25 protein-coding genes and 1 pseudogene are annotated in these 24,657 nt (G+C 40.3%); 12 read left to right on the plus strand and 14 right to left on the minus strand.

The genetic code is table 11. The annotated features are described in order from the left end of the window. The first annotated feature begins 46 nt into the window (after positions 1-46). The gene (locus AC0T5Z_RS07515; RefSeq protein ID WP_435336816.1) at positions 47-568 is read left to right on the plus strand and encodes a phosphatase domain-containing putative toxin; all 522 of its coding nucleotides are present in this window, start codon (positions 47-49) and stop codon (positions 566-568) included. Positions 569-602: 34 nt separating this feature from the next. Here the strand turns inward: AC0T5Z_RS07515 and ispF are convergent, their stop codons facing one another. After that, on the minus strand, positions 603-1,091 hold the full coding sequence (gene ispF, locus AC0T5Z_RS07520) for a 2-C-methyl-D-erythritol 2,4-cyclodiphosphate synthase (protein ID WP_291334189.1): 489 nt from the start codon (positions 1,089-1,091) through the stop codon (positions 603-605). Between the two features lie 98 nt (positions 1,092-1,189). Here ispF and AC0T5Z_RS07525 point away from each other — a divergent pair, with 98 nt between their 5' ends. Continuing rightward, entirely contained in the window at positions 1,190-1,840 is a 651-nt protein-coding gene (locus tag AC0T5Z_RS07525; protein WP_435336815.1) for an A1S_1983 family putative colistin resistance protein, read from the plus strand. Positions 1,841-1,867: 27 nt separating this feature from the next. On the opposite strand, the gene AC0T5Z_RS07530 is transcribed toward AC0T5Z_RS07525, so the two are convergent. From AC0T5Z_RS07530 to AC0T5Z_RS07560, 7 genes are all read right to left on the minus strand, one after another. Further along, positions 1,868-2,776, minus strand: coding sequence for an AEC family transporter (locus AC0T5Z_RS07530; protein ID WP_291334187.1), 909 nt, complete (start codon positions 2,774-2,776; stop codon positions 1,868-1,870). Between the two features lie 190 nt (positions 2,777-2,966). Further along, positions 2,967-4,103, minus strand: a complete 1,137-nt coding sequence (rodA, locus tag AC0T5Z_RS07535; protein ID WP_291334186.1) for a rod shape-determining protein RodA — start codon at positions 4,101-4,103, stop codon at positions 2,967-2,969. Between the two features lie 128 nt (positions 4,104-4,231). Further along, the gene (gene ispD, locus AC0T5Z_RS07540) at positions 4,232-4,963 is read right to left on the minus strand and encodes a 2-C-methyl-D-erythritol 4-phosphate cytidylyltransferase (protein ID WP_291334185.1); all 732 of its coding nucleotides are present in this window, start codon (positions 4,961-4,963) and stop codon (positions 4,232-4,234) included. Beyond that, complete coding sequence (locus tag AC0T5Z_RS07545; protein ID WP_167846043.1) at positions 4,920-5,324, minus strand: septum formation initiator family protein; 405 nt, start codon at positions 5,322-5,324, stop codon at positions 4,920-4,922. Before AC0T5Z_RS07545 ends, ispD begins: the two co-directional genes overlap by 44 nt. Positions 5,325-5,337: 13 nt before the next feature. Then, positions 5,338-6,627: a phosphopyruvate hydratase gene (gene eno, locus AC0T5Z_RS07550; RefSeq protein WP_291334184.1), complete on the minus strand. Its 1,290-nt coding sequence runs from the start codon at positions 6,625-6,627 to the stop codon at positions 5,338-5,340. A 73-nt stretch (positions 6,628-6,700) separates the two neighbouring features. Beyond that, the gene (gene kdsA, locus AC0T5Z_RS07555) at positions 6,701-7,558 is read right to left on the minus strand and encodes a 3-deoxy-8-phosphooctulonate synthase (RefSeq protein WP_291334183.1); all 858 of its coding nucleotides are present in this window, start codon (positions 7,556-7,558) and stop codon (positions 6,701-6,703) included. Positions 7,559-7,589: 31 nt separating this feature from the next. Beyond that, on the minus strand, positions 7,590-9,230 hold the full coding sequence (locus tag AC0T5Z_RS07560) for a CTP synthase (protein ID WP_291334182.1): 1,641 nt from the start codon (positions 9,228-9,230) through the stop codon (positions 7,590-7,592). 226 nt (positions 9,231-9,456) lie between these two features. Between AC0T5Z_RS07560 and AC0T5Z_RS07565 the strand changes: the two genes are divergently transcribed. Further along, positions 9,457-9,870, plus strand: a complete 414-nt coding sequence (locus tag AC0T5Z_RS07565; protein WP_291334181.1) for an internalin — start codon at positions 9,457-9,459, stop codon at positions 9,868-9,870. Between the two features lie 202 nt (positions 9,871-10,072). On the opposite strand, the gene AC0T5Z_RS07570 is transcribed toward AC0T5Z_RS07565, so the two are convergent. From AC0T5Z_RS07570 to AC0T5Z_RS07580, 3 genes are all read right to left on the minus strand, one after another. Continuing rightward, on the minus strand, positions 10,073-11,179 hold the full coding sequence (locus AC0T5Z_RS07570; RefSeq protein ID WP_435336814.1) for a YheT family hydrolase: 1,107 nt from the start codon (positions 11,177-11,179) through the stop codon (positions 10,073-10,075). A 90-nt stretch (positions 11,180-11,269) separates the two neighbouring features. Beyond that, positions 11,270-11,683, minus strand: a complete 414-nt coding sequence (locus AC0T5Z_RS07575; protein WP_291334179.1) for a nuclear transport factor 2 family protein — start codon at positions 11,681-11,683, stop codon at positions 11,270-11,272. Positions 11,684-11,779: 96 nt separating this feature from the next. Next, positions 11,780-13,804, minus strand: coding sequence for an FAD-dependent oxidoreductase (locus tag AC0T5Z_RS07580; RefSeq protein ID WP_435336813.1), 2,025 nt, complete (start codon positions 13,802-13,804; stop codon positions 11,780-11,782). A 132-nt stretch (positions 13,805-13,936) separates the two neighbouring features. Between AC0T5Z_RS07580 and AC0T5Z_RS07585 the strand changes: the two genes are divergently transcribed. Both AC0T5Z_RS07585 and AC0T5Z_RS07590 read left to right on the plus strand, forming a co-directional pair. Further along, complete coding sequence (locus AC0T5Z_RS07585) at positions 13,937-14,488, plus strand: PadR family transcriptional regulator (RefSeq protein WP_291334177.1); 552 nt, start codon at positions 13,937-13,939, stop codon at positions 14,486-14,488. Between the two features lie 125 nt (positions 14,489-14,613). Further along, complete coding sequence (locus tag AC0T5Z_RS07590) at positions 14,614-15,540, plus strand: alpha/beta fold hydrolase (protein ID WP_291334176.1); 927 nt, start codon at positions 14,614-14,616, stop codon at positions 15,538-15,540. A gap of 64 nt (positions 15,541-15,604) precedes the next feature. On the opposite strand, the pseudogene AC0T5Z_RS07595 reads toward AC0T5Z_RS07590, so the two are convergent. Beyond that, positions 15,605-16,846, minus strand: a pseudogene (locus AC0T5Z_RS07595) (acyl-CoA dehydrogenase). A 266-nt stretch (positions 16,847-17,112) separates the two neighbouring features. On the opposite strand from AC0T5Z_RS07595, the gene AC0T5Z_RS07600 reads away from it, so the two are divergent. The 4 genes from AC0T5Z_RS07600 (at position 17,113) to AC0T5Z_RS07615 (ending at position 20,005) form a co-directional block, all read left to right on the plus strand. Continuing rightward, positions 17,113-17,814, plus strand: a complete 702-nt coding sequence (locus AC0T5Z_RS07600; RefSeq protein ID WP_435336812.1) for an SIR2 family NAD-dependent protein deacylase — start codon at positions 17,113-17,115, stop codon at positions 17,812-17,814. 162 nt (positions 17,815-17,976) lie between these two features. Beyond that, positions 17,977-19,059 carry a tRNA (uridine(54)-C5)-methyltransferase TrmA gene (gene trmA, locus AC0T5Z_RS07605; protein WP_291334174.1) on the plus strand — a complete coding sequence of 361 codons (1,083 nt, stop codon included), beginning with the start codon at positions 17,977-17,979 and terminating at the stop codon, positions 19,057-19,059. Positions 19,060-19,300: 241 nt separating this feature from the next. After that, positions 19,301-19,525 (plus strand): hypothetical protein, encoded by a 225-nt coding sequence (locus AC0T5Z_RS07610; RefSeq protein ID WP_004973321.1) that lies wholly within the window; start codon positions 19,301-19,303, stop codon positions 19,523-19,525. Between the two features lie 231 nt (positions 19,526-19,756). Next, the gene (locus AC0T5Z_RS07615; protein ID WP_291334173.1) at positions 19,757-20,005 is read left to right on the plus strand and encodes a hypothetical protein; all 249 of its coding nucleotides are present in this window, start codon (positions 19,757-19,759) and stop codon (positions 20,003-20,005) included. A gap of 30 nt (positions 20,006-20,035) precedes the next feature. Here AC0T5Z_RS07615 and AC0T5Z_RS07620 read toward each other — a convergent pair whose 3' ends face one another. Then, on the minus strand, positions 20,036-20,554 hold the full coding sequence (locus AC0T5Z_RS07620) for a phosphodiester glycosidase family protein (protein WP_435336811.1): 519 nt from the start codon (positions 20,552-20,554) through the stop codon (positions 20,036-20,038). Positions 20,555-20,689: 135 nt separating this feature from the next. On the opposite strand from AC0T5Z_RS07620, the gene AC0T5Z_RS07625 reads away from it, so the two are divergent. Further along, positions 20,690-21,223: a lecithin retinol acyltransferase family protein gene (locus AC0T5Z_RS07625; protein WP_435336810.1), complete on the plus strand. Its 534-nt coding sequence runs from the start codon at positions 20,690-20,692 to the stop codon at positions 21,221-21,223. A 130-nt stretch (positions 21,224-21,353) separates the two neighbouring features. On the opposite strand, the gene AC0T5Z_RS07630 is transcribed toward AC0T5Z_RS07625, so the two are convergent. After that, positions 21,354-23,078 carry a glutamine--tRNA ligase/YqeY domain fusion protein gene (locus tag AC0T5Z_RS07630; protein WP_291334170.1) on the minus strand — a complete coding sequence of 575 codons (1,725 nt, stop codon included), beginning with the start codon at positions 23,076-23,078 and terminating at the stop codon, positions 21,354-21,356. A gap of 206 nt (positions 23,079-23,284) precedes the next feature. Here AC0T5Z_RS07630 and AC0T5Z_RS07635 point away from each other — a divergent pair, with 206 nt between their 5' ends. Together AC0T5Z_RS07635 and AC0T5Z_RS07640 are read left to right on the plus strand one after the other, a co-directional pair. Next, the gene (locus tag AC0T5Z_RS07635) at positions 23,285-23,794 is read left to right on the plus strand and encodes a peptidylprolyl isomerase (RefSeq protein WP_291334169.1); all 510 of its coding nucleotides are present in this window, start codon (positions 23,285-23,287) and stop codon (positions 23,792-23,794) included. Positions 23,795-23,908: 114 nt separating this feature from the next. Continuing rightward, positions 23,909-24,631 (plus strand): UDP-2,3-diacylglucosamine diphosphatase, encoded by a 723-nt coding sequence (locus tag AC0T5Z_RS07640; protein ID WP_435336809.1) that lies wholly within the window; start codon positions 23,909-23,911, stop codon positions 24,629-24,631. The last annotated feature ends 26 nt before the right edge of the window (positions 24,632-24,657 follow it).

Raw genomic sequence — 24,657 nt, forward strand, 5'->3', positions numbered from 1 at the left:
TCTTCATGATGGCGTTTCTATTTGTAACATAGGAAATTCTGCGCGCATGAATGACATTGAAACCCAACTTAGCCAAATTAAAAATTTCCAGTTCGTTCATGAGCGTTTGTTTTCTTCAGGTCAGCCTACTGCTGAAGAATTAAAACAAATTAAAGAATATGGTATTGGCACTGTCATTAATTTGGTTGAAAGTGATGCAGAAGAAGCCCTTAACCATGAAGACAAAATTTGTCTGGATATTGGACTGAACTATATCCAACTTCCAATTTCATGGGAAACACCATCTTCTGATCAATGCTTATTATTGCTCGATTTGGTCAATCATTTATTAGAAAGCCAAATGGTTTGGGTACATTGCAGCAATAACAACCACGTCAGTAGTTTGATGTATTTATATCGTCAATATTTTATGGATGTGGATATTGCAACGGCTCAAGACTTTTTACACGACATATGGACACCCAATGAAACTTGGACAGGGTTAATTCACGCCGTTTCTTTGCAGTTGCAAGGTCGTAAAGCCACCCAGGATTTACAACAAGCTTTAGAATCTGCTGAACTTTCTTAATTCAGCAGATTCTAAAGATAAAATTCTAACGCGATTATTTTGTATGAGAAATCAATACCGTCGCTGTTGCTAAAATACCTTCCTGACGACCAGTAAAACCCAATTTTTCAGTAGTTGTCGCCTTAATACTAATTTGTGTGACCTCTACCCCCAATACATCAGCAACACTTTGGCGCATTTCTAGCGTATGTGGTGCAAGTTTAGGACGTTCGCACGCCACAGTAATATCAGCGTTATTCAGTTTGTAGCCACGGTCTAAAATGAGTTGATAAACCTGTTTAAGCAATACCCGACTATCTACACCTTTATAATTAGGATCGGTATCTGGAAAATGCTGCCCAATATCCCCTAGCGACAAAGCACCTAATAATGCATCACATAGTGCATGCAGCACTACATCGCCATCTGAGTGTGCTTTTAAACCTTGTGTATGAGGAATTTGAACACCTGCAAGCGTCACAAAATCTCCCGCTTCAAAGGCATGAACATCTAAACCTTGTCCAATACGAATCTGTGCAACCATGTTCAACTCCTGTAGAAATAAATCATTGAAATCTTGTATTCATACTTTCGATTTCGCTATATTAGACCTAGCGCAACATAGTGAAAGTATAAGCGATCATGCTGTTGAAATTTGAGAATCATCTTATCAAAAACTTAAGTACGCTGCTGTTATTTGGCTGTTTATATTCATCTTTCTCTTATGCACAAGAGATTGATTGTACCTCTACATCCAATAAAAAGTTAGCACAGGTGTGCACAGAGAATTTCTCAGAATTGCGTGGAAAATTAAGTGATCAATATTTAACAGCTTATTTGATGAGTGATGCACCAATCCGCTTATTAGAAGATACCCAGCAATTGTGGATACAGCGCTTACAGCAATGCAAAAGTTTAAATTGTTATACTCAGCAATTTGATTTCAGAATTGATCAACTGAATTTTTTCACTTCTATGAATCAAAGCATGTCCCAACATTATTTAAAATATGAAAATGGTCAATTTGCTGCACAGCCCGTACATTTACAAATTCATCAGCTCAATAAAAATAGCATTAAAATTGAAGGCATTGCGTATCGCAATCCAAATAATCGCCTTGAAACTCAAAGTATCGCCTTTTTAGCTTATACAACGCCTGAGCAAAAAAACAAAATCATCGACAATGAACATGACTGCAGTTATGAGTTTGATTATTCAAAAGCGATCTTAAAAATTCAAACCAAACAAAAAGGTTGTGAACGCTTTGCGGGTATCTATCGTTTATACGATTAATGCTTAACATAGATTGTATTAGACAGATTAAATAAGTAACCACAACACAATTGGCAAAGTTAATGCAGCAAATACCGTTTGTAGACTAATAATTGTTGCCATTAAACGACTATCGCCTCCTAAAACTTGTGTAAGTACATACGCTGCCGATGCAGTAGGTAACGCAAAAAACAAGACTAAAATTTGTGACTCCAGCACGGGAATATTTAGACTTAGACAAATTAGCCATGCCAAAGCAGGCATAAATAACAAACGCCCAAACACATTTAATGCCAATGTAAACACATCTCGTTGCAAGCCATTAAATTGTAATGCAGCGCCCACACACATTAAACCCAACGGCAAACTGCATAATGCCATTTGGCGAATAAAATGCGCTGCACCTTCCCATAAGGTCAAATCCGATAAATTAAATAGACCACCAACAATACAACCTAAAATTAATGGATTTTTCATCAATGACCACAGGATTTGCTTTGCCTGTACAGTTTTGGTATCACTTAAAGCGAGCACTGATAATACATTCACCATTGGGATGCAGAACACCAAAATAATCGCAAACAGTGCCATACCCTGCACCTGAAACAATGCTGCGACTAAAGCCAAACCGATATAAGTATTGAAACGTACCATGCTTTGCATATAGACGCCAAAACGGACGGTGGGTGTCTTAAAATGGCCACGCAAGGCATATAACAGACAACTGACCAAAGCTACAACAATACATACAACCAACAAAATCTGCGTGATTGATTTCGCTTCAATATTTGCTGTGGCGAGGTTTAAAAACAACATGCTGGGAAACAAAATATAGTAATTTAACTTTTCTGCACCCTTCCAAAATGGCTCATCCAGCATACGTGATTGCTTAAGTAGATAACCCATTGCAATTAAGGCAATCAAAGGGAAAAGTGCAATAAAAATTAAATGGGTCATGGGGGTGCTCTGTGTGTTACCGCTAAGTTATTCTTTTTTAATTATTGCTTAATAGGTAAAGAAAATTTATTGGATATTATAGAGATTTTTTGGGTATACCCTATTTTACTCAGGCTATTTAAAACTATAAAAAGTGAAAAGATAATGATAGGCAAGGCTCACCCACACCATCTTTCACATGGATTCTACATTAACGATGGGTATGAATTGACATGACAATCCCCATACTTGCCAACATGGAAATGACTGCTGTTCCACCATAACTCATCAGCGGCAATGGGTCACCTGTTACAGGTAAAATGCCACTCACCATCCCTGAGTTTAGAAACACAAAGAAAAAGAAAGTCAGACCAACCGTTCCTGCATACAAACGCCCGAAATTATGGAAAGAATTCATCCCAATCATCAAACAACGTAAAATAATGGCAGCAAACAAACTGAACAGTAAAAATACGCCAATAAAACCAAACTCTTCAGCATAGGTCGACATAATAAAGTCAGTATGATGTTCAGGCAGATAGCCCAAATGCGATTGTGTTCCCTCTAAATAACCTTTACCCGTAAAGCCGCCTGAACCAATGGCGATTTTGGATTGAATAATATTCCACCCTGCCCCCAAAGCATCCGACTCTGGGTCAAATAAGGTTAATACTCTTTTCTTTTGATATTCCTGGAAAAAGAACATCCAAAGCAATGGTGCTGCAACAGCCAATGCGGTGATCGCCCCTAAAATTAATCGCCATGACATGCCACTTAAAAATAGTGCAAACACCCCAGGAATAATCAAACCAATATTTAAGTCGGGTTGTAATGCCACCAATACAAAAGGAATCATCATAATCACTAAAGCAACAATGATATGGATAAATTTAGGCGGGAAAGCATGACGCGAAAAATACCACGCCATCATCAATGGCATGGCAAATTTCATAAATTCACTGGGCTGCATACTACCAATACCCGGCAAGCTGATCCATCGTTTTGCACCCATGCGGGTTTCACCAATGACCAGAACCAAAGCCAGCATGATCACTGCAAAGATATAAAAATAAGGACTGGCAGCTTGATATACCTTCGGCGGTATTTGCGCCAAAATAATCATAGCGATAAAGCCTAGACCAAAACTGGTGGCTTGTCGCAGCACCATCCCCATATCTTGCGCGGTGGCACTATATACCACCATCAAACCCAAAATCGCATTCAAAATCAGAAAACACAGCAACCATGGATCTAAATGTAATTTAGTCCAGCGTGAGGAATCATTTTTAATGCTTCTACCATCACGTAATGAGTGACGTAAAAAACGATACTGCTGCGATGGGTTCATGCGACTCGAAAGTATTTAAAATAGACAGGATGGACAATTATAGAAGTAAAGCGGCACAGAGTGAATCATTAAAGCTGAATCGTTGAAGATTCAAGCTTAACGCTGTGCTTTATTACACTAGATTTTTATCATCCATGTTGTTGTGAGGCTAAAATTAAACGTGCCAACTCTAAATCATCAGGATAGGTGATTTTAATATTATCCGAACGACCGTGCACAACATTTACTATTTGCCCTGCAGCTTCTAAAGCACTGGCCTCATCGGTAATCGTCAATTGCTGTTTTAATGCAGATTCAATGGCTGTTTTAAGCACATCCAGTTTTGCAATTTGAGGAGTTTGCGCTTGCCAAAGTTGGTCACGGCTTACCGTGGTTTTAATTTTTGTGCCTTGACTTACCTTTTTTAAAGTATCACGCACAGGAATAGCCAAAATTGCACTATGATCTGTTGCCACTGCAGTCTGATACAGTTGCTCAAGGCAAGCAGTTGTCACACAAGGACGCGCTGCATCATGCACCATAACCCAGTCATCTACATGGGCAATTTCAGATAAATAATGCAGTGCATTCAAGACTGAATCCACTCGCTCGGCGCCACCTTCACAAAAAAATGCTTTTTCTTTTTGTGCCAAGTTTAGGTTTTGTGCTACATCATCTGCTTGACCAATCGCCAAGACATAACCTGCTAAAGGCAAATGATTTAAACGTGCAATGCTGTGCTCTAAAACTGTTTGATCTTGAATATACTGATATTGTTTGAGTTCAGTACTAGAAAAACGACTACCAGAACCCGCTGCGGGAATAACCGCCCAAAGTTTAGGGTGTCGGGGCGGTTGCTGCTGCAGGTTGTTGTGATTCATTGGTGCGTAAATCTACTGTGGAATTTGGTTGAATATAAATAGGTTTATATTGTGTACTGATGGTGCTCATTTGCACAAAGGTTTCATGTGGCTTAATTAAGCCTAAATCTAAACGGGCATGCTCTTCTATGGCTTCTACCCCATTTTTTAAATCATAAACTTCTGCTGCAAGTACGCGATTGCGTTCCTTCAGTTCTGTATTTAATTCTATTTGTTGTTGGATTTTTTCTGTCAGTGCAGCATGGTCACGATAACCACCTTCACCAAACCAGTGTAAATATTGAAACCCTGCGATCAAAAAGATCGCAAGGCCCAACAATGCTTTACTCGCTTTGGAGTCAAATACATTTAATAATGACATCTACTGATTTCGCTTAGTTCAAACCTTTGAACTCAGCTTTACCGCGATATGCAGCATTAGTCAATTCTTCTATACGAAGTAATTGGTTATATTTTGCTACACGGTCAGAACGGCAAAGTGAACCTGTCTTGATTTGACCTGCTGCCGTACCCACTGCAAGATCCGCAATTGTAGAGTCTTCAGTTTCACCTGAACGGTGTGAAATAACAGTTGTGTAACCATTCGCTTTTGCAAGGTAAATAGCATCAAGCGTTTCAGTCAAAGTACCAATTTGGTTGTACTTGATCAGGATTGAGTTACCCACTTTTTCATTGATACCACGTTGTAAGATTTTCGGGTTAGTCACGAACAAGTCATCACCGACCAATTGAATCTTGTCACCTAAGATCGAAGTCAGGTAAGACCAACCTTCCCAATCAGATTCATCTAAACCATCTTCAATTGAGATAATTGGATATTGATTTACAAGGCCTGCTAAATAATCAGAGAATTGGTTACTTGTGAATGCTTTGTTGCCTTCACCAGCAAGAATGTACTGACCATTTTTGTAGAATTCTGAAGATGCACAGTCAAGCGCCAACATGATGTCAGAACCAGCTTTGTAGCCTGTCTTCTCAATAGCTTCAAGAATAACTGTGATTGCTTCTTCGTTAGAACGTAAGTTTGGCGCAAAACCACCTTCGTCACCCACTGCTGTGTTCAAACCTTTTTGGTTCAATACAGATTTTAATGAGTGGAAAATTTCTGCACCAGCACGTAATGCTTCAGAGAATGAAGTGAAGCCTACTGGCTCAATCATAAACTCTTGAATATCAACGTTGTTGTCTGCATGTGAACCACCATTTAAGATGTTCATCATCGGTACAGGCATAGTCAAAATGCTGTTGTTACGAAGGTCTGCGATGTATTGGAAAAGAGGAATTTTCTTTTCATCAGCAGCAGCGCGCGCAGCAGCCAAAGACACTGCTAAGGTTGCGTTTGCACCTAATTTTTCTTTGTTTTCGGTACCATCAAGCGCAATCATGGTGTTATCAATGTCTTTTTGTTCAAACACAGACTTACCAAGTAAAGCATCACGAATTAAAGTATTGACGTTGTTTACCGCAGTTTTAACGCCTTTACCTAAATAACGTGCTTTATCGCCATCACGAAGTTCTAGAGCTTCACGAGAACCAGTTGAAGCACCTGATGGTGCACATGCACGGCCAACTACGCCAGATGCTAAGATTACGTCTGCTTCGATGGTTGGGTTACCACGAGAGTCCAAAATTTCACGTGCACGAATGTCAACGATTTGGCTCATGAACAATTCCTCAGTTGATTAATAACGTGATGCTTTAGGCATCAATGAGTCTATAATTTAATATGGGTCTAATTTAGTGGGTGTCTAGCTTTTTGAAACCTTTTACCAAGGTATCCAATTCTTTAAGCTGTGCCAAGAACGGCTCAAGTTGTGATAGACGCAACGCACATGGACCATCACACTTTGCCTGCTCTGGTTCAGGATGTGCTTCTAGAAATAAACCTGCCAACCCAGTTGCCATACCTGCACGTGCCAATGTGGTAATTTGTGCACGACGACCACCTGCCGAATCCGCACGACCACCCGGAGTTTGCAAAGCATGGGTCACATCAAAGAACACGGGTACATTCATTTCTTTCATGATGTCAAAGCCCAGCATATCGACAACCAAGTTGTTGTAACCAAATGCTGAACCACGTTCACAAAGAATCAATTTGTCATTCCCTGCTTCTAAACACTTATGCAAAATATGACGCATTTCATGTGGAGCCAGGAACTGGGCTTTTTTGATATTGATAATAGCTTGAGTTTTTGCCATGGCTTCAACCAAATCGGTTTGGCGGCTTAAAAATGCAGGAAGCTGAATAATATCTGCGACTTCTGCCACAGGCGCAGCCTGATACGGCTCATGCACATCGGTAATGATTGGCACATTAAAATGTTTTTTAATGTCAGCTAGCCACTCAATGCCTTTGTCTAAACCTGGACCACGAAATGAGTTCAGGCTAGAACGGTTGGCTTTGTCAAAACTGGCTTTGAATACATACGGAATATTTAAGCGTGTGCAAATATCCACATAAGTTTCAGCAATTTCAAATGCAAGGTCTTTAGACTCAAGTACATTCATGCCGCCAAACAATACAAATGGCAAATGATTCGCCATTTGTATATCACCCAAACGTACAATTTCTTGTGGTTTTAATTGTGACATTTCAACTTCCTAGTTTATCCCTAAAGCCATCTTATTTGTTTTTTTGATGCTGTTGTTTTGCTGCACCAATAAAGCTAGCAAACAATGGATGTCCATCACGTGGCGAGCTGGTAAATTCTGGGTGGAATTGTACCGCAATAAACCAAGGATGTTGCGGAATTTCAACCGTTTCAACCAAGTGCTGAATAGGTGAATAACCCGAAATTTTAAGACCAGCTTCTTCAAGTACAGGAATATAACGATTATTCATTTCATAGCGATGGCGATGGCGCTCTACAATTTCTGCAGAACCATACACTTCACGAGTTTTCGTACCTTCAACCAATTCAGATTTTTGTGCACCTAAACGCATAGTGCCGCCCAAGTCAGAATCGACTGAACGCTGTTGAACTTCGCCTCGCTCATCTAACCACTCAGTAATCAAACCAATAAGGGGTGATTTAGTCGAACGGTTAAACTCTGTTGAACTTGCATCAGCAATACCTGCCACATTACGTGCATATTCAATCACAGCCAACTGCATACCCAAACAGATTCCTAAGAATGGTACACCGTTTTCACGCGCATATTTAATCGCTTGCATTTTGCCTTCAGTACCGCGCTCACCAAAGCCGCCCGGTACTAAAATTGCATCGGCATCTTTAAGTACGGTATTAACGTCTTGGCTTTCAAGCTCTTCTGCATTGACATAGTCAATTTCAACTTTGACACGGTTTTGAATGCCCGCATGCAACAATGCTTCGTTTACAGATTTATAGGCATCTGGTAGTTCAACATATTTACCCACCATCGCCACACGAACGCTGTATTCTGGGTTCAATAATGCATCGACTACGTTATCCCAATCAGATAAATCTGCTTCTGGAAGATCATTGAAGCCAAAACGTTCACAAATTAAATCATCAACATCTTGCTCATAAAATGTACGTGGAATTTGGTAGATAGTTTTTGCATCTTTACATACCACAACCGCGCGTGCTTCTACGTTGGTAAATAACGCAATTTTACGGGTTGTGTCTGCATCAACATCGTGTTCGGTACGGCAGATGAGAATATCTGGCTGAATACCGATAGATAACAATTCTTTAACTGAGTGTTGAGTTGGCTTGGTTTTTAACTCTGCCGCAGATTTGATATATGGCAATAAAGTTAAGTGCATGAGCATGGTGCGCTTATGCCCTAATTCCACCATTAATTGGCGTACAGATTCCATGAATGGGAGAGATTCAATGTCACCTACTGTACCGCCAATTTCTACGATTGCGACATCATAGCCTTCGCCAGCGCGAAGTACACGTTCTTTAATATTATCGGTAATGTGTGGAATCACCTGAACAGTACCGCCCAAGTAATCACCACGGCGCTCTTTATTTAGAACGTCTTGATACACGCGACCAGATGTAAAGTTATTTAACTTGGTCATTTTCGCACGACGCAAGAAACGTTCGTAATAACCCAAATCTAAGTCAGTTTCGGCACCATCCTCTGTGACAAAAACTTCACCATGTTGGAAAGGACTCATTGTCCCTGGATCGACATTAATGTATGGATCCATTTTGACCATGGTTACTTTCAAACCACGGGCTTCTAAAAGTGCAGCAACTGAAGCAGCTGAAATACCTTTACCTAGTGATGAAACTACACCACCAGTCACGAAAATAAAATGGGTCATTGGGTTTCTCGTACAATCGAGCCTAAACAGGCCTGCAATGTTGCGCAATTTTACTTTACTCTGCACCAATAAAGCAAAGTCATTCCGCATCAATTCATAGAACAATAAACAATTGGCTATTCTACCAGCATTTCCTATAAAAAATTAGAACTTCTTGAGAGGATTTTCATCTGTCATTTTATTGCTATAATACGTCCGTCTATCCAATCTTTTATTTTGTGCAATTATGAATAAGAAACTTTTAATTTGTGGTGCAATTGCAACGGCGTTGTTAGTGACTGCATGTGTAAAAAAAGAACAGCCAAAGCAAGATGAGCAAGAACAAGTAGAAGTTCAAACTGAACAAACTACTGAAACTGCTCAATTTGAACCACTAGAACCTGTGGAAAATATTGAAGATACTGAACCAGAAATGCCTGCACATGTAGAAGTAGAACGTACTGAAACAGCGAACACCACGACTGACATCCGTCGTGAAACACCTACACAACCTACTGCTGTGACTGCACCGAAAGCGGCAGCTCCTATTGCAGAAGATAAACCGACTCAAGCACGTCCAAGCAACAACACAGGCGCTCAATCTGAAGATGATGCTGTTGCGGCTGCAATTGCTGCTGCAACCCCAGCACTTGAGAACTAAGTGCTGACATAAAACTTAGCTTTAAGTTAAAGTCAGTTTTAACCGGTCAGTTCTGATCTTGGATTTGAATTGACGTTAAAAAACCCAGTCATTGAGTACTGGGTTTTTTAATTTGGATAAATCGTCAGTGGGATAATTCGTAAATACATCTGCAATACAGCTACCTATTTCTATATTTCTATATAGGTTTGTGGGATTCACTTTAATTTGCCTGCTGCAACTGCGATTGCACTTTAAAATAATTAGAAATCAAACGTGATGCCCAAGATTTAGTAAAGCCGACACCTTCATAAAAACCACAATGGCTGCCTTTACGGGTCGTCACCACCATAATATTTGGCATTTTTCGTATGGTTTCTTTATAAGGATCAAGGTTTTTGATATGACATACAGGATCATCTTCTGCATTTAAAACCATAAGTGGAATTTTGACATTCTCAAACACATAAATTGGGTTAATAGCTTTTGTGTAGCTGTCATAATCTTCAAAACCCGCCAATTCAAAATATGCCTTTTCAAACTCTGCTAGAGTGGTCGCACTTAACACTTGGGATAAAGATTTTACATTTTGCCAAATGTCCTGATGGGGCTGAATAAAAAACTGGAATAATTTTTTGGTCATCACTTTACTATAAAAAGGATGCACATGCTGAAAGCCTAATTCAGTGTTATAGCCTGGGCACAGTGCAAATGCGGCTTTAATTGGGGTTTGCTCACCCTCTTCTCCCAAATAGCGCACTAATAATCCTGTCCCTGCTGAAGAACCAACAGCATATAATTCAGATTGAGGGAATTGCTGCTGAATAAACTTAATTTGTTCACGTAAATCATGCGTTGAACCAAACAGATTCATTTGTGGTACAGGCATAGGTAAATTGCCATGTCCACGACGTAAACATAAGGCAATACGCCACTGTGTCTGTTGATGTAAATCACGCACCAACTCACGCATACTTTCCAAAGAACCTGTAATGGTGTGCATTAAAACAATTGTAGGGGTATCTGCAGGCAAGTCATAACCCACCCAAGCCACTGCGGTAATACCGCCATCTTGCATGGTGAGTTGATCAACCTGATCATACTGCTGACGAATGGTTTTCTTTTTAATTAAATCAAAATATAAAAGATGCGCATGCGTATTAGACAACCACGGCGTTGGGCGGTATTTTTCTTTGAGCTGTGGCAAATAATCCAATACCCGACGGATTTCCCCATGCGGGTGATAATACAGCGTCGGTAAATCTGCGCCTGTGACCTGATCTAAAACCGCTTGTGTAATTTGCGCTATTTTTTGTAATGTAGACATCATTTTACTCCCAAGCAATCCATGAACTTTAAAGCATGCCTACCCAAAACTGATTTCTATAAAACAACCACATCACCATACACACGCTTTATTTTATTTTTCAGTTGGCATAAAGGCAGCCATACGTTGTCCCATTTGTACAGCCAATGCCTCTAAACTACTCTTCGGGCGAATCATCACTTCAAAGTCCACAATTTGTCCTTGTGTATTGAATTGAATCATATCAATTCCTTTAAGTTTTTTATCTCCCACATTGGCGGAAAACTCAAGTACAACATTGCAACCCTCTTCCGTATAAAACTCACGGTGATAAGTAAAGTTTTCAAAGACCTGAATTACATTGGTCAAAATAAAAAATACCACCTGCTTGCCCACATAAGGTTGATATGCCACAGGTGAGCGAAACACCACATCATTTGCCAATAATTCACTTAGCATAGACATATCGCTGTTTTGCAGCATTGTATGCCAACGCTGAACTGCTGATTTTGTTGTTTCTAAGGTCATGTTCAGTTCCTTTTTTTATTTTTTTCAAGAAGCAGGCAAAGCGCTTCTAAAACACTTTGCCTATGTCTAAAAACTATAATTTTAATGTCTGAAGATTTAGATTGTTGCTGCCAATTCAGCACCCTGACGGATTGCACGTTTGGCATCTAACTCGCCTGCTTCTTTCGCCCCACCAATTAAATGCACATTCTTACCTGCTGTCTGTAATTGCTCATACATGGCTGTGTAAGATTCCTGCCCAGCACAAATCACCACATGATCAACCTCTAGCACTGTGCTTTGACCGTTGACGGTAATGTGCAAGCCTTGATCATCAATCAGGTCATAACTTGCCCCTGCAATCATTTTAACGTCACGGTTTTTTAAACCTGTGCGATGAATCCAGCCTGTTGTTTTACCCAAGCCTGCTCCCACGGACGATGCTTTACGTTGCAATAAATAAATTTTACGTGGCGATTTTTCAACTTTTACAGCTTTTAAACCACCTACATTCGTATAATTGGTATCGATACCCCATTCATCATAGAATTTTTCAGGATTTAGGCTGCCACTTTCTCCTTCATGGCTTAAATATTCTGCAGTATCAAACCCAATACCGCCTGCCCCAATAATCGCAACACGTTGTCCCACAGGCTTGCGCTCTTTTAATACTTCAATATAACTCAGCACTTTAGGATGATCGATACCTGCGATGTCCAGTTTACGCGGGGTTACACCTGTTGCCACAACCACATCATCAAAGTCAGCGTTGAGCAATTGTTCAAAACTAGCCGTATGATTCAGCACCAACTTAATATTCGGTTGCAGCTCAATTTGGCGCTTAAAATAGCGCAAAGTTTCGTAAAACTCTTCTTTACCAGGAATAGTTTTGGCGATATTAAACTGCCCACCAATTTGATTCGAGGCTTCAAAAATCGTCACCTGATGCCCACGTTCTGCAGCATAGGTTGCAAAGCTTAAACCTGCAGGCCCTGCACCAATCACCGCAATATTTTTAGCCTGTGCTGCTTCTTTAAAAATGAGTTCTGTTTCATGACAAGCACGTGGATTAACCAAACATGAAGCAATTTTCATTGAGAAAATATGGTCTAAACAAGCTTGGTTACAACCAATACAGGTATTGATTTCATCACTGCGACCTTGCTCGGCTTTTTGCACAAAGAAAGCATCTGCCAACAATGGTCGTGCCATCGACACCATATCGGCATGGCCTGCAGCCAAAACATGCTCTGCCATTTCAGGGGTATTAATACGGTTTGAAGTAATTAGAGGTACTTTGACCAAACCTTTTAATTTTTCTGTCACCCATGTAAAAGCTGCGCGAGGGACTTTGGTAGCAATGGTTGGAATGCGTGCTTCATGCCATCCAATCCCTGTATTGATGATGGTTGCACCTGCTTTTTCAATCGCTTGTGCCAACTGCACAACTTCTTCAAAGCTTGAACCGCCTTCGACTAAATCGAGCATCGACAAGCGGTAAATAATAATAAAGTTTTCACCGACTTCTGCACGGGTGCGCTTCACAATTTCAATTGGGAAACGAATACGGTTTTCATAGCTGCCGCCCCATTCATCATCGCGATGGTTGGTACGTGCAGCAATAAATTCGTTAATTAAATAACCTTCCGAACCCATGATTTCGACACCATCATAGCCTGCGTATTGTGCCAATTTGGCACAATTCACAAAGTCGGCAATGGTTTGCTGTACTTCTGCCGATGTTAGTGCATGTGGTTTACTTGGGTTAATCGGTGCCTGAATTGCTGACGGTGCGACAATATCGGGCTGATAGGAATAACGTCCCGTATGTAAAATCTGTAAAGCAATTTTGCCGCCTGCATCATGCACAGCCTGAGTCACCACTTTATGTTTTTCTGCTTCTTGACGAGTATCAAGTTTATTGCCGCCCGCAAAGGTTAAGCCTGCATCATTCGGTGAAATACCACCTGTTACAATCAGCCCAACGCCACCTTTGGCACGCTCTGCATAAAAAGCCGCCATACGTTCGTATCCACCCGGTGCTTCTTCTAGTCCAACGTGCATTGAACCCATTAAGACCCGATTTTTTAAAGTGGTAAAGCCTAAATCTAAAGGCGCAAGTAAATGTGGATAGTCAGACATAGAATCTCCCTGCTGGCAAAAATGCTGGCTGTTTTATGCTTAATGCAACTTGTTGCATACTTTTATATTCTAGATTTGATTTTTATGCAACATGTTGCATAATGAAAGCTGAAAAATAATGTTGCTCTGTTTATGTCGCTCGCTCACGTTTTATTGACCAGTCTGATTGAAAAACCCAGTAACGGTATTGAATTGGCACGTCGTTTTGACCGCTCTATGGGGTTTTTCTGGAATGCGACCCATCAACAAATTTACCGTGAACTGAATAGCATGCTAAAAAAAGGCTGGATTTCAACCTTAGAAGATGAAGATTCCAGCAGTCGCAGCAAAACCTATCAGGTAGAAGCGTTGGGACGGCATGAACTGGCAAACTGGATGGTTGAGCAAAGCCCGCCTGCGCAATTACGCGAAGAACTTATGGTACGTTTACGTGCCGAAGCCCAACTTGGCGGCAACAGTGTCTTGCCAGAACTGGAACGACATTTGTTGCTCCATAAAACCAAGTTAGACACCTATCAACAGATTTTTGCCAAAGACTTTAGCCAAGCAACTGCGAACAACCGTACCCTGTATATTCATAAAATGATTTTGCAGCTAGGGATAGATCAGGAAATTGGCTGGATTGAATGGCTAGAAAATGTGATTCCTGAACTGAAAAAGTTTGATGCCGAAGCCTCATCTTAAAAGTATATTTTTAAGTAATAGCAACCACATCAATGTGAAATCAGGGTTGCTCACCATACAGAAATGATCAGGCTATGCTATAAAGAATAACGCATCTTTAATTACAACCATGCAAGGAAATGCTGATGCCTTTTTACCGCATGCCCGATGGCGAAGCTCTATTTGTACGTGAATTTGGTCAAGGTGAGCCTGTGGTTGTGCTTTCAGGTTTAGGCATGCACAGTTGGCAATGGTTGCCATTTCTGTATCAACATAAAAAGCAGTATCGTTTTATTATTCCAGACTGGCGTGGTTTTGGGGGTTCAAACCTGTGTGCCGTTCCAGAACTGGATGCTATTTCGAGCCATTGGCAAGATTTAAACAGTCTGCTTCAACAACAGAACCTGCAACAATTTAAACTGATTGGCTATTCCATGGGGGCAACCACTGCCATGCATGGCATGCAATATGGACAATTGGCTACGTATTTAAGTAGTTATTTACAAATTGACCAAGCACCAAAAATTGGAGTGGATCAAAACTGGCCTTATGGCTTATTTGGCAATCAACATCAACAATTTAAACAGTTATTGATTCATCTGTCCGAGTTTTTACATGATCACGCGCAATATACTGATATTCAACAAATGGATGTGTTGCAGCGTAAAAACTTAGTCGAACTTTGGCTAGAATTTATAGAATTACAAGCCAGCAATAAAATCAGTCCGTTTTTATTTAAACTGGCCGTCAAACGTCCTGCTTTGCAACGCTATATTTTACCTACGCAACGCCTAGATTATTTACGCTGGTATATCGACAATTATTTACACCATCAGGAAGATTATCGCGAGGCTCTGACTCAGCTGAATTGCCCGACAGTCTTTTTTACAGGTGCGCAATCGACCTTGTATGCGGCAGAAGGACAACGCCAAGTAGTAGAAGCCATGCCAAATGCGAAACAAGTGATATTTCACCAATCTGGACATACCCCGTTACTGACTGAACCCCTGAAGTTTAGTCAGGAAATTAGCCAATTTTTAAAACTAAACAGCTCTAAACAACTAAAGTGCTAAAACAAAACGGTGGAAAATGTAGTTTGCAGCCTCTTCCACCATAACATCATCATTAGACCCACGTTTAATTGCCAAAAGCTGCGATACCCGTTTGCGCACGACCTAAAATTAGCGCATGCACATCATGTGTCCCTTCATAGGTGTTCACGACTTCCAAATTGACCAAATGTCGTGCCACACTATATTCATCGCTAATGCCATTACCACCAAGCATATCGCGCGCCATACGGGCAACCTCTAAGGCCTTGCCACAGTTGTTGCGTTTAATCAAAGAAGTACCTTCGAGTGAAGCAATGCCCTCATCTTTCATACGACCAAAACGTAAAGCAATTTGTAAACCCAGCGCGATTTCGGTTTGCATATCGGCAAGTTTCTTTTGAATGAGCTGATTGGCCGCCAAAGGACGTCCGAACTGAATCCGATCCATCGTATATTGATGCGCAGTATGCCAACAAAATTCAGCCGCCCCCATAGCACCCCATGCAATGCCATAGCGCGCACTGTTTAAACAAGTGAATGGCCCTTTTAAACCATGCACGTCAGGTAACATATTTTCTTCAGGCACAAAAACATTGTCCATGACAATTTCACCTGTGATTGAAGCGCGTAAACCGACCTTACCCTGAATGATTGGTGCAGAAAGTCCATCCCAACCTTTTTCTAATATAAAACCCCGAATATCACCCACTCGCCCATCTGCCAAAACTTCTTTTGCCCACACCACAAATACATCGGCAATTGGACTATTGGTAATCCACATTTTGGCACCTTGTAGACGATAACCACCTGCAACTTTGTGCGCTCTACTATTCATAGTGCCAGGGTCGGAGCCAAAATCAGGTTCAGTCAGACCAAAACAACCTATCCATTCACCCGAAGCGAGTTTGGGTAAATATTTTTGTTTTTGCGCCTCACTGCCAAACTCATAGATCGGCACCATCACCAATGAGCCTTGCACACTCGCCATAGAACGATAGCCCGAATCGACCCGCTCAATTTCACGTGAAATTAGGCCATAACTCACATAATTTAAACCTGCACCACCATATTGTTCAGGTATCGTTGGACCTAATAAACCAAGCTCACCCATTTCACTGAAGATACTGCGATCTACCGTTTCATGTCTGAACTGATCACGTACACGTGGCTGTAATTTTTCCTAACAATAAGCATAGGCACTATCGCGAATCATACGTTCAGTTTCAGTCATTTGTTGTTCAAGCAAAAAAGGATCTTGCCAGTCAAATTTCACTTTTTTACTGTGCGTTGCAGGCGTGTGATTTGATGATGGATTGTGTTGTGACATGGCATCCTCTGCGCATTATTATATTAAAGTCAGGTTTATCTATATTTGAATTTGCAGCATCGTGTTACTTTACTTGATCTTCTATCATTAAAATGAAATAACCATCAACAAAAAGTGAACATTTTTCAATTATTAAGCAAAGTTATAGATAATTTTGAGTTTTCACATATTTAGATACTAAAAATTCTGAAAAAATGAGATGTAGATTTGTGTTTCTATTTTCGGCACTTATACTCAAATCTAACCATCCATCATGAGAATAAAACATGCGTAAATTAGTAGTTTTTTCGGGTGCAGGTATGAGTGCAGAAAGCGGAATCAACACCTTTAGAGATAGTGATGGCTTATGGGAAAAACATCGTGTAGAAGATGTCGCAAGTCCTGAAGCATGGGCAAGAAATCCTGAATTAGTGCAGCGCTTTTATAATGAACGCCGAAAAAACATTCTGAGTGCGCAACCTAACTTAGCGCATTGCTTAATTGCTGAACTTGAAGATGATTTTGATGTGCAAGTGATCACCCAAAATATTGATGATTTGCATGAACGTGCAGGCAGTTCTGAAGTTTTACATTTACACGGCAATATTCGTTTAGCTAAAAGCTCAGGGCCTAATGCACAATACACCACTGAATTTTTTCCAATTGAAGGTGACTCGCTGAACTTGCAACAGGATCTTTGCCCTCAAGGCTATCCTTTACGTCCGCATGTGGTTTGGTTTGGCGAAGCAGTTCCTGCCTACGAAGAAGCACTGGATTTGATTCAAGATGCCGATATTTTTATTGTGATTGGGACAAGTTTGGTGGTGTACCCTGTTGCTGGATTAGTACACGAAATTCCTGCAAATTGTCAGGCTTATTATATTGACCCAAAAGCCGCACAAGTCCAACTTCCTGCTCAATTTCAACGCATTTCTAAAACTGCCACTGAGGGCATGCAGCAATTGTTCGATCAATTACATAAAATTTAAAGTAATTTCAGCATCTTGATTTAGCCACTTTCAAGATGTCATGAATATGCTTAGGCTATTTTGACATCTTGCAGGATTGCATCATTTTCATAATAGTTTTAGGTATCTCTTTAAAACTTTGTTACCATCGCTCTTTCTCTGTGTTTGTGATGTTTACTGCATATGACCTCATCTTATCAGCAACAACTTGATGCGAAAGTTGCCCGTATTTCTGCCCAATTTGCCGAATATAATCCGCCTACCTTGCAAGTATTTGCCTCACCAGAACACAACTACCGTATGCGGGCAGAGTTCCGGATTTGGCATATTGAAGATGATCTTTTTTATGCCATGTTTGAACGCAGTGAAGATAAGCAGAAAAAAGTTATTCGTGTAGATGAGTTTCCCATTGCAGACCGCAGCATTAATTTATTAATGCCAAAGCTGTTAGCCGGCTTGAAAGCCAATCCCGTATTATCGGCTCGTTTATTTGAAGTACATTTTTTAGCGACTTTAAGTGGCGAAATGTTGGTTTCGCTACTTTATCATCGCAAACTTGAGCCTGATTGGGAGCCTGCAGCCCAAGCCTTGAGCAAAGCATTAAACATTAAACTGATTGGACGCAGCCGTGGGCAAAAATTTGTGCTTTGCGATGAGTATGTAGTTGAACAATTACAAGTTTTTGATCGTACTTATACCTATAAGCAAATTGAAAGCAGCTTTACTCAGCCAAATGCGCAAGTGTGCCAAAAAATGCTGGAATGGGCATGTTCTGTTGCCGAACATTCTGAGCAAGATTTATTAGAACTTTATTGTGGCAATGGTAACTTTACCCTGCCACTATCGACCCGTTTCCGTCGTGTACTTGCCACAGAACTGGCTAAATCTTCGGTCTATGCAGCGCAGTGGAATATTGAACAAAACCAGATTGAGAATATTCAAGTGGCACGCTTATCGGCTGAAGAATTTACACAAGCTTATAACGGTGAGCGTGAATTCCGCCGCTTGCAAGAAGCAAACATTGATCTCTCAAGTTATGATTTTGATACAGTCTTTGTCGATCCGCCACGTGCAGGAATTGACGATGACACCTTAAAACTCCTACAACGTTTCAAGCGTATTATTTATATTTCGTGCAACCCTGACACCTTGCATGACAATTTAAAAACTTTATGTCAAAGCCATAAACTGACGCAATTTGCACTGTTTGATCAATTCCCATACACCCATCATGTTGAGTCAGGTGTTTTACTGGAAAAGATTTAAATAATTTGTTGCATTAATCTTCAATATTTACAAGTACTCTTTTTGAGCACTTGTAAATATTGTTATATAAATGAATAATTTAAAGCATTACAAGCCCTTTAACTGTCATAATTTCGTTAAAAAAATGCAATATTATCGAAAATTCTGCAACTCGATTGCTGCTTTTATCACTTAGGTCGACTTGATTTATTTTTTATATTGGCTATATTTCGATCTATGTTAGGTTGTGAATGAAGGCTCTATGAGTTTTTGGCAAAAGTTGTTCTCTACAGAACAGCAAAACGAGCATAAAAATCAAATTGCTTGTGTTGAAAATGATTGCTCTTGCAAGACAAATGAACAACTTCTCGAGGCTTTAACCAAAGCCACAGATGAAGATGTTATTATCGGGATTAAGAAGGTTCTCGCTTCGCGAGGTTATAGCCGCAAAGAGTTAAATGAACTCCAGCATCTACCATTCCAGTAATGGAATATGATAAAAAAGGCATTTAGTTGAACTAAGTGCCTTTTTTAATTGTTACAAATATCTTGGCACTTAAAACAATAAATTTTATAAATCTTAATACGTGCTTGGGCTTGCACAAAAATTCTAATCTTTTCAAACGCAGTCAATCATATCTTCACAATCATGCGCTAGTATTTCTAAAAACAATCATCTCACTACCATATTTTAATTATTCAAACAGAGAAAATGACAATGAAAAAAACTAACATTAGCTGTCTTGCCCTACTCAGCCTGAGTTTAACAGCCTGTAGTCCAATGCCGAAAGAATGTGCCGAAACTTGGGAAAAAATGGAAAGTTTTGCTAAAAGCATGGGTATTTCAGACGAACAGCTCAAACAACAAAAAAAGCAATTTGAAAATGAAGTCAAACAAATGAAAAGCGAAGAAGCAGCCAAAATCTGCACGATGCAAGGAACAGCCCTAGGTTTTATTGGACAATAAATTCAGCCAAGCCATAACCAAGTTCCAATGTTAGAGTTTACAACCTTGATGATCTATATAAGCTAAAATTGGCCCTAAATTGCGGTGTGTACGAGTATGACGTTGTAATTGCGGAATATATGCCGTAGAAATCAAGCCATCTAAATATAAAGCATTTGATGTTTTCAGCTCATCTTTAAAAAAGGTGGCGAATTGATGAAAAGTTACAGGTGTGTTACTAATCACAAAGTACAAAACTTGGTCTTTTAACCCAATCCCATTTCTAATTTTATAAGAGGAACTGTCCGCTAAAAAGCGTGAATTGAACTGATGATTAATAACCACATTGGGGCTGACTGCGTGGCATACTGCGCTTTGAGCGACTGATTGACATATTGTTGGGTTGTACTTAAAAACACCCATTGATGATTCCACGCCAGTACACCATTGGGTTGAAAAAAAAATTCCCCCAGCCCTGTTATTAACCGTCCATACGCGAATTTCTGCCTGTGCAGCAGGCGTCCAGAATAAATCACTAAACAATAAATACTTTGACAGAGAACAAAACATTATCATCTCCACACGTGCTATGTTACAAATTGTGCATATAACTGAATGGGTTATCGCATATTTGCGTCAGACGCAGTACACTATAAAACCTGATTTCTTTTCTCTACTCATGTTACTTTATTGGTCAAGCGTACGATGCTCAAGCAGAAAACACGATTTCCTTTAGGGGCACATTTAATTGTCAAACACTTCGGCTATAGCCATCATGGTATTTATGCTGGGCGCGGTCGCGTGATTCACTATTCGGGTTTTGCACATCTTTTCAAAAAACACCCGATTGAAATGACCAGTATTGAAAAGTTTAGTCACGGCAAAAATATTATTGTGCAGTCTTATCATGCACCAAAATATAAAGGACGCAAAGTGGTGCGCCGTATGCGTTCTCGAATGCACGAAAACAATTATCATCTGATTATGAATAACTGTGAGCATTTATGCACTTGGGCAATTACAGGTGTTGAAAGCAGCCCGCAAGTATTTAAGATGGTGGATCGTTTAACCACCATTGGTTATGTCAGTTCATTGATGAGTTATATGAACAGTATGATGCTGACACTGACGACCACTTGCTTTGCTTTGGTGCTTTATATTAAGAAGAAATTACGTGATAAAGCCAAAATGCAATTACCGCAAATCCTAATGAAGCAGGAACAGCATAAAAACCGCTAATTGCTAAAATTTTAGCGACACTGTATATCTCACAAGACATTCAATAAATCTTCAATAGATAAACTAAAAAGCCCAACCTGAATTGATCGAGTTGGGCTTTTGATTTGTAAGTTAAAACTTAGATAAAATTTTACTTACCTGGCTTAAAGCTGTCTTTTAAGTCTAAAATGCGGTTAAACACCGGTGTTTCTGCACTATGATCGTACTGATCTGCAACAAAATAACCTTCACGCTCAAATTGGAAACGGTCTTCAGGCTGTGCTTGCGCCAATGCAGGCTCAATCACCGCTTGTACAATTTTCAATGAATCAGGGTTCAAGTTCGCTAAGAAATCATCACCCACTTCAGGGTCCGACTCTGTGAATAAGCGATCATATAAGCGAACTTCTGCCGCTACCCCTTTACTTGCAGAGACCCAGTGAATTACGCCTTTTACTTTACGACCTTCTGGGTTTTTTCCCAAAGTTTCAGGGTCAATTGAACATTTCAGCTCAATGACTTCGCCGTTGGCATCTTTAAGCACTTCATCACACTTGATTACATAAGCATGACGTAAACGCACTTCTCCTTCAGGCACTAAACGCTTAAAGCCTTTAGGCGGCACTTCTTCGAAGTCTTTACGGTCAATGTAAATTTCAGAAGTCAGCGGAATGATACGCTCGCCCATATCTACATTTGGATGACGTGCATGGACCAAATCTAATGCTTCTGGCAAGTTGGTCAAAGTCACTTTAAGCGGATTTAACACCGCCATACCACGTGCTGCAGTATTTTCCAATGACTGACGGATGCAATACTCAAGCATTGCCACATCCACAATACCGTCTGACTTAGACACACCTACACGCTTACAGAAATCACGTAAACCTTCTGGTGTAAAGCCACGACGACGCATACCCACCACTGTTGGCATACGTGGGTCATCCCAACCATTCACAAAACCGCCTTCAACCAATTTACGCAATTTACGCTTAGATGTGATGGTGTAATCAATATTCAAACGGCTAGATTCATATTGATGTGGTACAGCCTCAGATTTCACTTTTTCTACCACCCAATCATAGAATGGACGATGGTCTTGGAATTCTAATGTACATAGTGAATGGGTGATGCCTTCAATCGCATCGGACAATGGATGCGCATAGTCATACATTGGATACATTTTCCATTTATCGCCCGTTTGGTGATGCGATGAATGTAAAACGCGATACAAAATCGGGTCACGCATGTGTACGTTTGGCGATGCCATATCAATTTTAGCCCGTAAAACTGCCTGACCTTCGCCTAATTCGCCATTGCGCATTTTTTCAAATAAAGCCAAGTTTTCTGCCACTGGCGTATCACGATATGGCGAATTTTTGCCTGGCTCTACAAAAGAACCACGGTTGAGCTTAATTTCATCAGGGGTTTGCAAATCGACATAAGCATCGCCTTGTTCGATCAGCTGTACAGCCCAAGTATATAATTGATCAAAATAGCTTGAAGCATAGCGCGGTTCACCATTCCACTCAAAACCCAGCCATTTCACGTCATTGGCAATACCATCGACATATTCTTGTTCTTCTGCATCTGGGTTGGTGTCATCAAAACGTAAGTTACACACCCCTTGATATTCTTGTGCGATACCAAAGTTCAAGCAAATTGCTTTCACGTGACCAATATGCAAATAACCATTCGGCTCAGGTGGAAAACGTGTCACTACCTGCTTTATGCGGCCAGCCGCAATATCCTCGGTAATGACTTGACGTATAAAGTCCAAGCCTGGCTGTTGTTCTTGCTGCACAGCATCGACAGACGCATTTGAACTTGGTGTCGGGGTGTTTGGCAGAGATGCAACAACATCATTTGGCTTCATAGCAATACAATCACTTCTAAAATAAAATTGGATAAACGAGGTTACAGAAACTTCAAAAGAGAAGCATACATCACCCATTAGAACGCTTTTCCTTGTTTTTAACAAAGAAAATAACGTTTTTACTTGCCTTGTAGTTTACAGTTTGCTTATGCTTCTCTCAACCAAAAAACCCATGGCATTCGTGTCCATGTTTAGGAGATTACACAATGAGTTTTCCTCAAGTCGAATTAAACACCAATAAAGGTCGTATTGTTTTAGAATTGAACGCTGAAAAAGCACCAATTACAGTTGCTAACTTCTTAGAATACGTTCGTGATGGTTTTTATGACGGCGTAATTTTCCACCGTGTTATTGATGGTTTCATGATCCAAGGCGGTGGCATGGATGAAAACTTCAAAGAAAAAGCAACACGTGATGCGATTGAAAACGAAGCAGACAACGGCTTAAGCAACGATGTTGGTACGATTGCAATGGCGCGTACCCAAGCACCTCACTCAGCTTCTGCACAGTTCTTCATTAACGTAAAAAATAACTCTTTCTTGAACCACACTGGCAAAACAGCACAAGGTTGGGGATATGCCGTGTTTGGTAAAGTTGTTGAAGGTATGGACGTTGTAGAGGCTATTAAAGGCGTGCGTACTGGCAACCGTGGTTATCACGCAGATGTTCCACTAGAAAATGTGGTAATTGAATCTGCAAAAATCATTGCTGAATAAGAATCCCCCCAACCTCCCTTACACACATTTTAAAGCAGTGCTTTATAATTCATTCAGGGAGGAGAAATCCCTCTTTTTAAAAGAGGGATTTAGGGAAATTCCAGGGAATAATCCGTGACCTATCTGTTTATCGCAGATTTACACTTGTCACCAGATCACCCTCGACTTGTACGGGGGTTTTTAGATTTGCTAGATGCTTATCAAAATAAACACACCCAACTGTATATTTTAGGCGACTGGTTTAATGCATGGATTGGCGATGATTACACAGCGCCATGGCTCGATGAAGTTGTTGCACATTTAAAGCAGTTTAGCCAAGCTGCCGGTAATCATATTTACTTTATTGTCGGCAATCGTGATTTCGCTTTAGGTCAGAAATTTCTAGATCAGTTTTCCGGGCAACTCCTACCCGATGTGTACACGCTGCACATTGGCTCGCAACGAGTACGTTTAGAACATGGCGATGCCCTGTGTACCGATGATGTGTCATATCAGAAATTCCGTAAAATCATTCGAAACCCCATCATTTTAGGCACTTTAAAGAAAACACCACTGGCTTTTCGACAAAAACTTGCACAAGGTTTCCGAAAAAAAAGCCAGCAAGCCAATCAAGTTAAAAGTTATGACGTCATGGATGTAAATGCTGATGCCGTTGCACAAGCCTTACAACGTGCTGATGTGTTAATTCATGGACATACGCATCGTCCAAATATTCACAATGAACACGGCAAGCCAAGAATTGTGTTGGGAGATTGGCGTAAAGATACGGCACAGATTTTAGAAATTATCCCAGAACAAAACAATGTGGAATTAAAATTAAAGACATGGAGTTACTAGGATAAAAGTTGAGGACATTAACTTCT

The organism is Acinetobacter pengchengensis (assembly GCF_982235305.1).

Excerpts from the sequence above, each read along its gene's own strand:
- AC0T5Z_RS07515 (WP_435336816.1), top strand. The coding sequence starts at position 47 with ATGAATGACATTGAAACCCAACTTAGCCAAATTAAAAATTTCCAGTTC.
- ispF (WP_291334189.1), bottom strand. The coding sequence starts at position 1,091 with ATGGTTGCACAGATTCGTATTGGACAAGGTTTAGATGTTCATGCCTTT.
- AC0T5Z_RS07525 (WP_435336815.1), top strand. The coding sequence starts at position 1,190 with ATGCTGTTGAAATTTGAGAATCATCTTATCAAAAACTTAAGTACGCTG.
- AC0T5Z_RS07530 (WP_291334187.1), bottom strand. The coding sequence starts at position 2,776 with ATGACCCATTTAATTTTTATTGCACTTTTCCCTTTGATTGCCTTAATT.
- rodA (WP_291334186.1), bottom strand. The coding sequence starts at position 4,103 with ATGAACCCATCGCAGCAGTATCGTTTTTTACGTCACTCATTACGTGAT.
- ispD (WP_291334185.1), bottom strand. The coding sequence starts at position 4,963 with ATGAATCACAACAACCTGCAGCAGCAACCGCCCCGACACCCTAAACTT.
- AC0T5Z_RS07545 (WP_167846043.1), bottom strand. The coding sequence starts at position 5,324 with ATGTCATTATTAAATGTATTTGACTCCAAAGCGAGTAAAGCATTGTTG.
- eno (WP_291334184.1), bottom strand. The coding sequence starts at position 6,627 with ATGAGCCAAATCGTTGACATTCGTGCACGTGAAATTTTGGACTCTCGT.
- kdsA (WP_291334183.1), bottom strand. The coding sequence starts at position 7,558 with ATGTCACAATTAAAACCACAAGAAATTGTACGTTTGGGTGATATACAA.
- AC0T5Z_RS07560 (WP_291334182.1), bottom strand. The coding sequence starts at position 9,230 with ATGACCCATTTTATTTTCGTGACTGGTGGTGTAGTTTCATCACTAGGT.
- AC0T5Z_RS07565 (WP_291334181.1), top strand. The coding sequence starts at position 9,457 with ATGAATAAGAAACTTTTAATTTGTGGTGCAATTGCAACGGCGTTGTTA.
- AC0T5Z_RS07570 (WP_435336814.1), bottom strand. The coding sequence starts at position 11,179 with ATGATGTCTACATTACAAAAAATAGCGCAAATTACACAAGCGGTTTTA.
- AC0T5Z_RS07575 (WP_291334179.1), bottom strand. The coding sequence starts at position 11,683 with ATGACCTTAGAAACAACAAAATCAGCAGTTCAGCGTTGGCATACAATG.
- AC0T5Z_RS07580 (WP_435336813.1), bottom strand. The coding sequence starts at position 13,804 with ATGTCTGACTATCCACATTTACTTGCGCCTTTAGATTTAGGCTTTACC.
- AC0T5Z_RS07585 (WP_291334177.1), top strand. The coding sequence starts at position 13,937 with ATGTCGCTCGCTCACGTTTTATTGACCAGTCTGATTGAAAAACCCAGT.
- AC0T5Z_RS07590 (WP_291334176.1), top strand. The coding sequence starts at position 14,614 with ATGCCTTTTTACCGCATGCCCGATGGCGAAGCTCTATTTGTACGTGAA.
- AC0T5Z_RS07600 (WP_435336812.1), top strand. The coding sequence starts at position 17,113 with ATGCGTAAATTAGTAGTTTTTTCGGGTGCAGGTATGAGTGCAGAAAGC.
- trmA (WP_291334174.1), top strand. The coding sequence starts at position 17,977 with ATGACCTCATCTTATCAGCAACAACTTGATGCGAAAGTTGCCCGTATT.
- AC0T5Z_RS07610 (WP_004973321.1), top strand. The coding sequence starts at position 19,301 with ATGAGTTTTTGGCAAAAGTTGTTCTCTACAGAACAGCAAAACGAGCAT.
- AC0T5Z_RS07615 (WP_291334173.1), top strand. The coding sequence starts at position 19,757 with ATGAAAAAAACTAACATTAGCTGTCTTGCCCTACTCAGCCTGAGTTTA.
- AC0T5Z_RS07620 (WP_435336811.1), bottom strand. The coding sequence starts at position 20,554 with ATGTTTTGTTCTCTGTCAAAGTATTTATTGTTTAGTGATTTATTCTGG.
- AC0T5Z_RS07625 (WP_435336810.1), top strand. The coding sequence starts at position 20,690 with ATGCTCAAGCAGAAAACACGATTTCCTTTAGGGGCACATTTAATTGTC.
- AC0T5Z_RS07630 (WP_291334170.1), bottom strand. The coding sequence starts at position 23,078 with ATGAAGCCAAATGATGTTGTTGCATCTCTGCCAAACACCCCGACACCA.
- AC0T5Z_RS07635 (WP_291334169.1), top strand. The coding sequence starts at position 23,285 with ATGAGTTTTCCTCAAGTCGAATTAAACACCAATAAAGGTCGTATTGTT.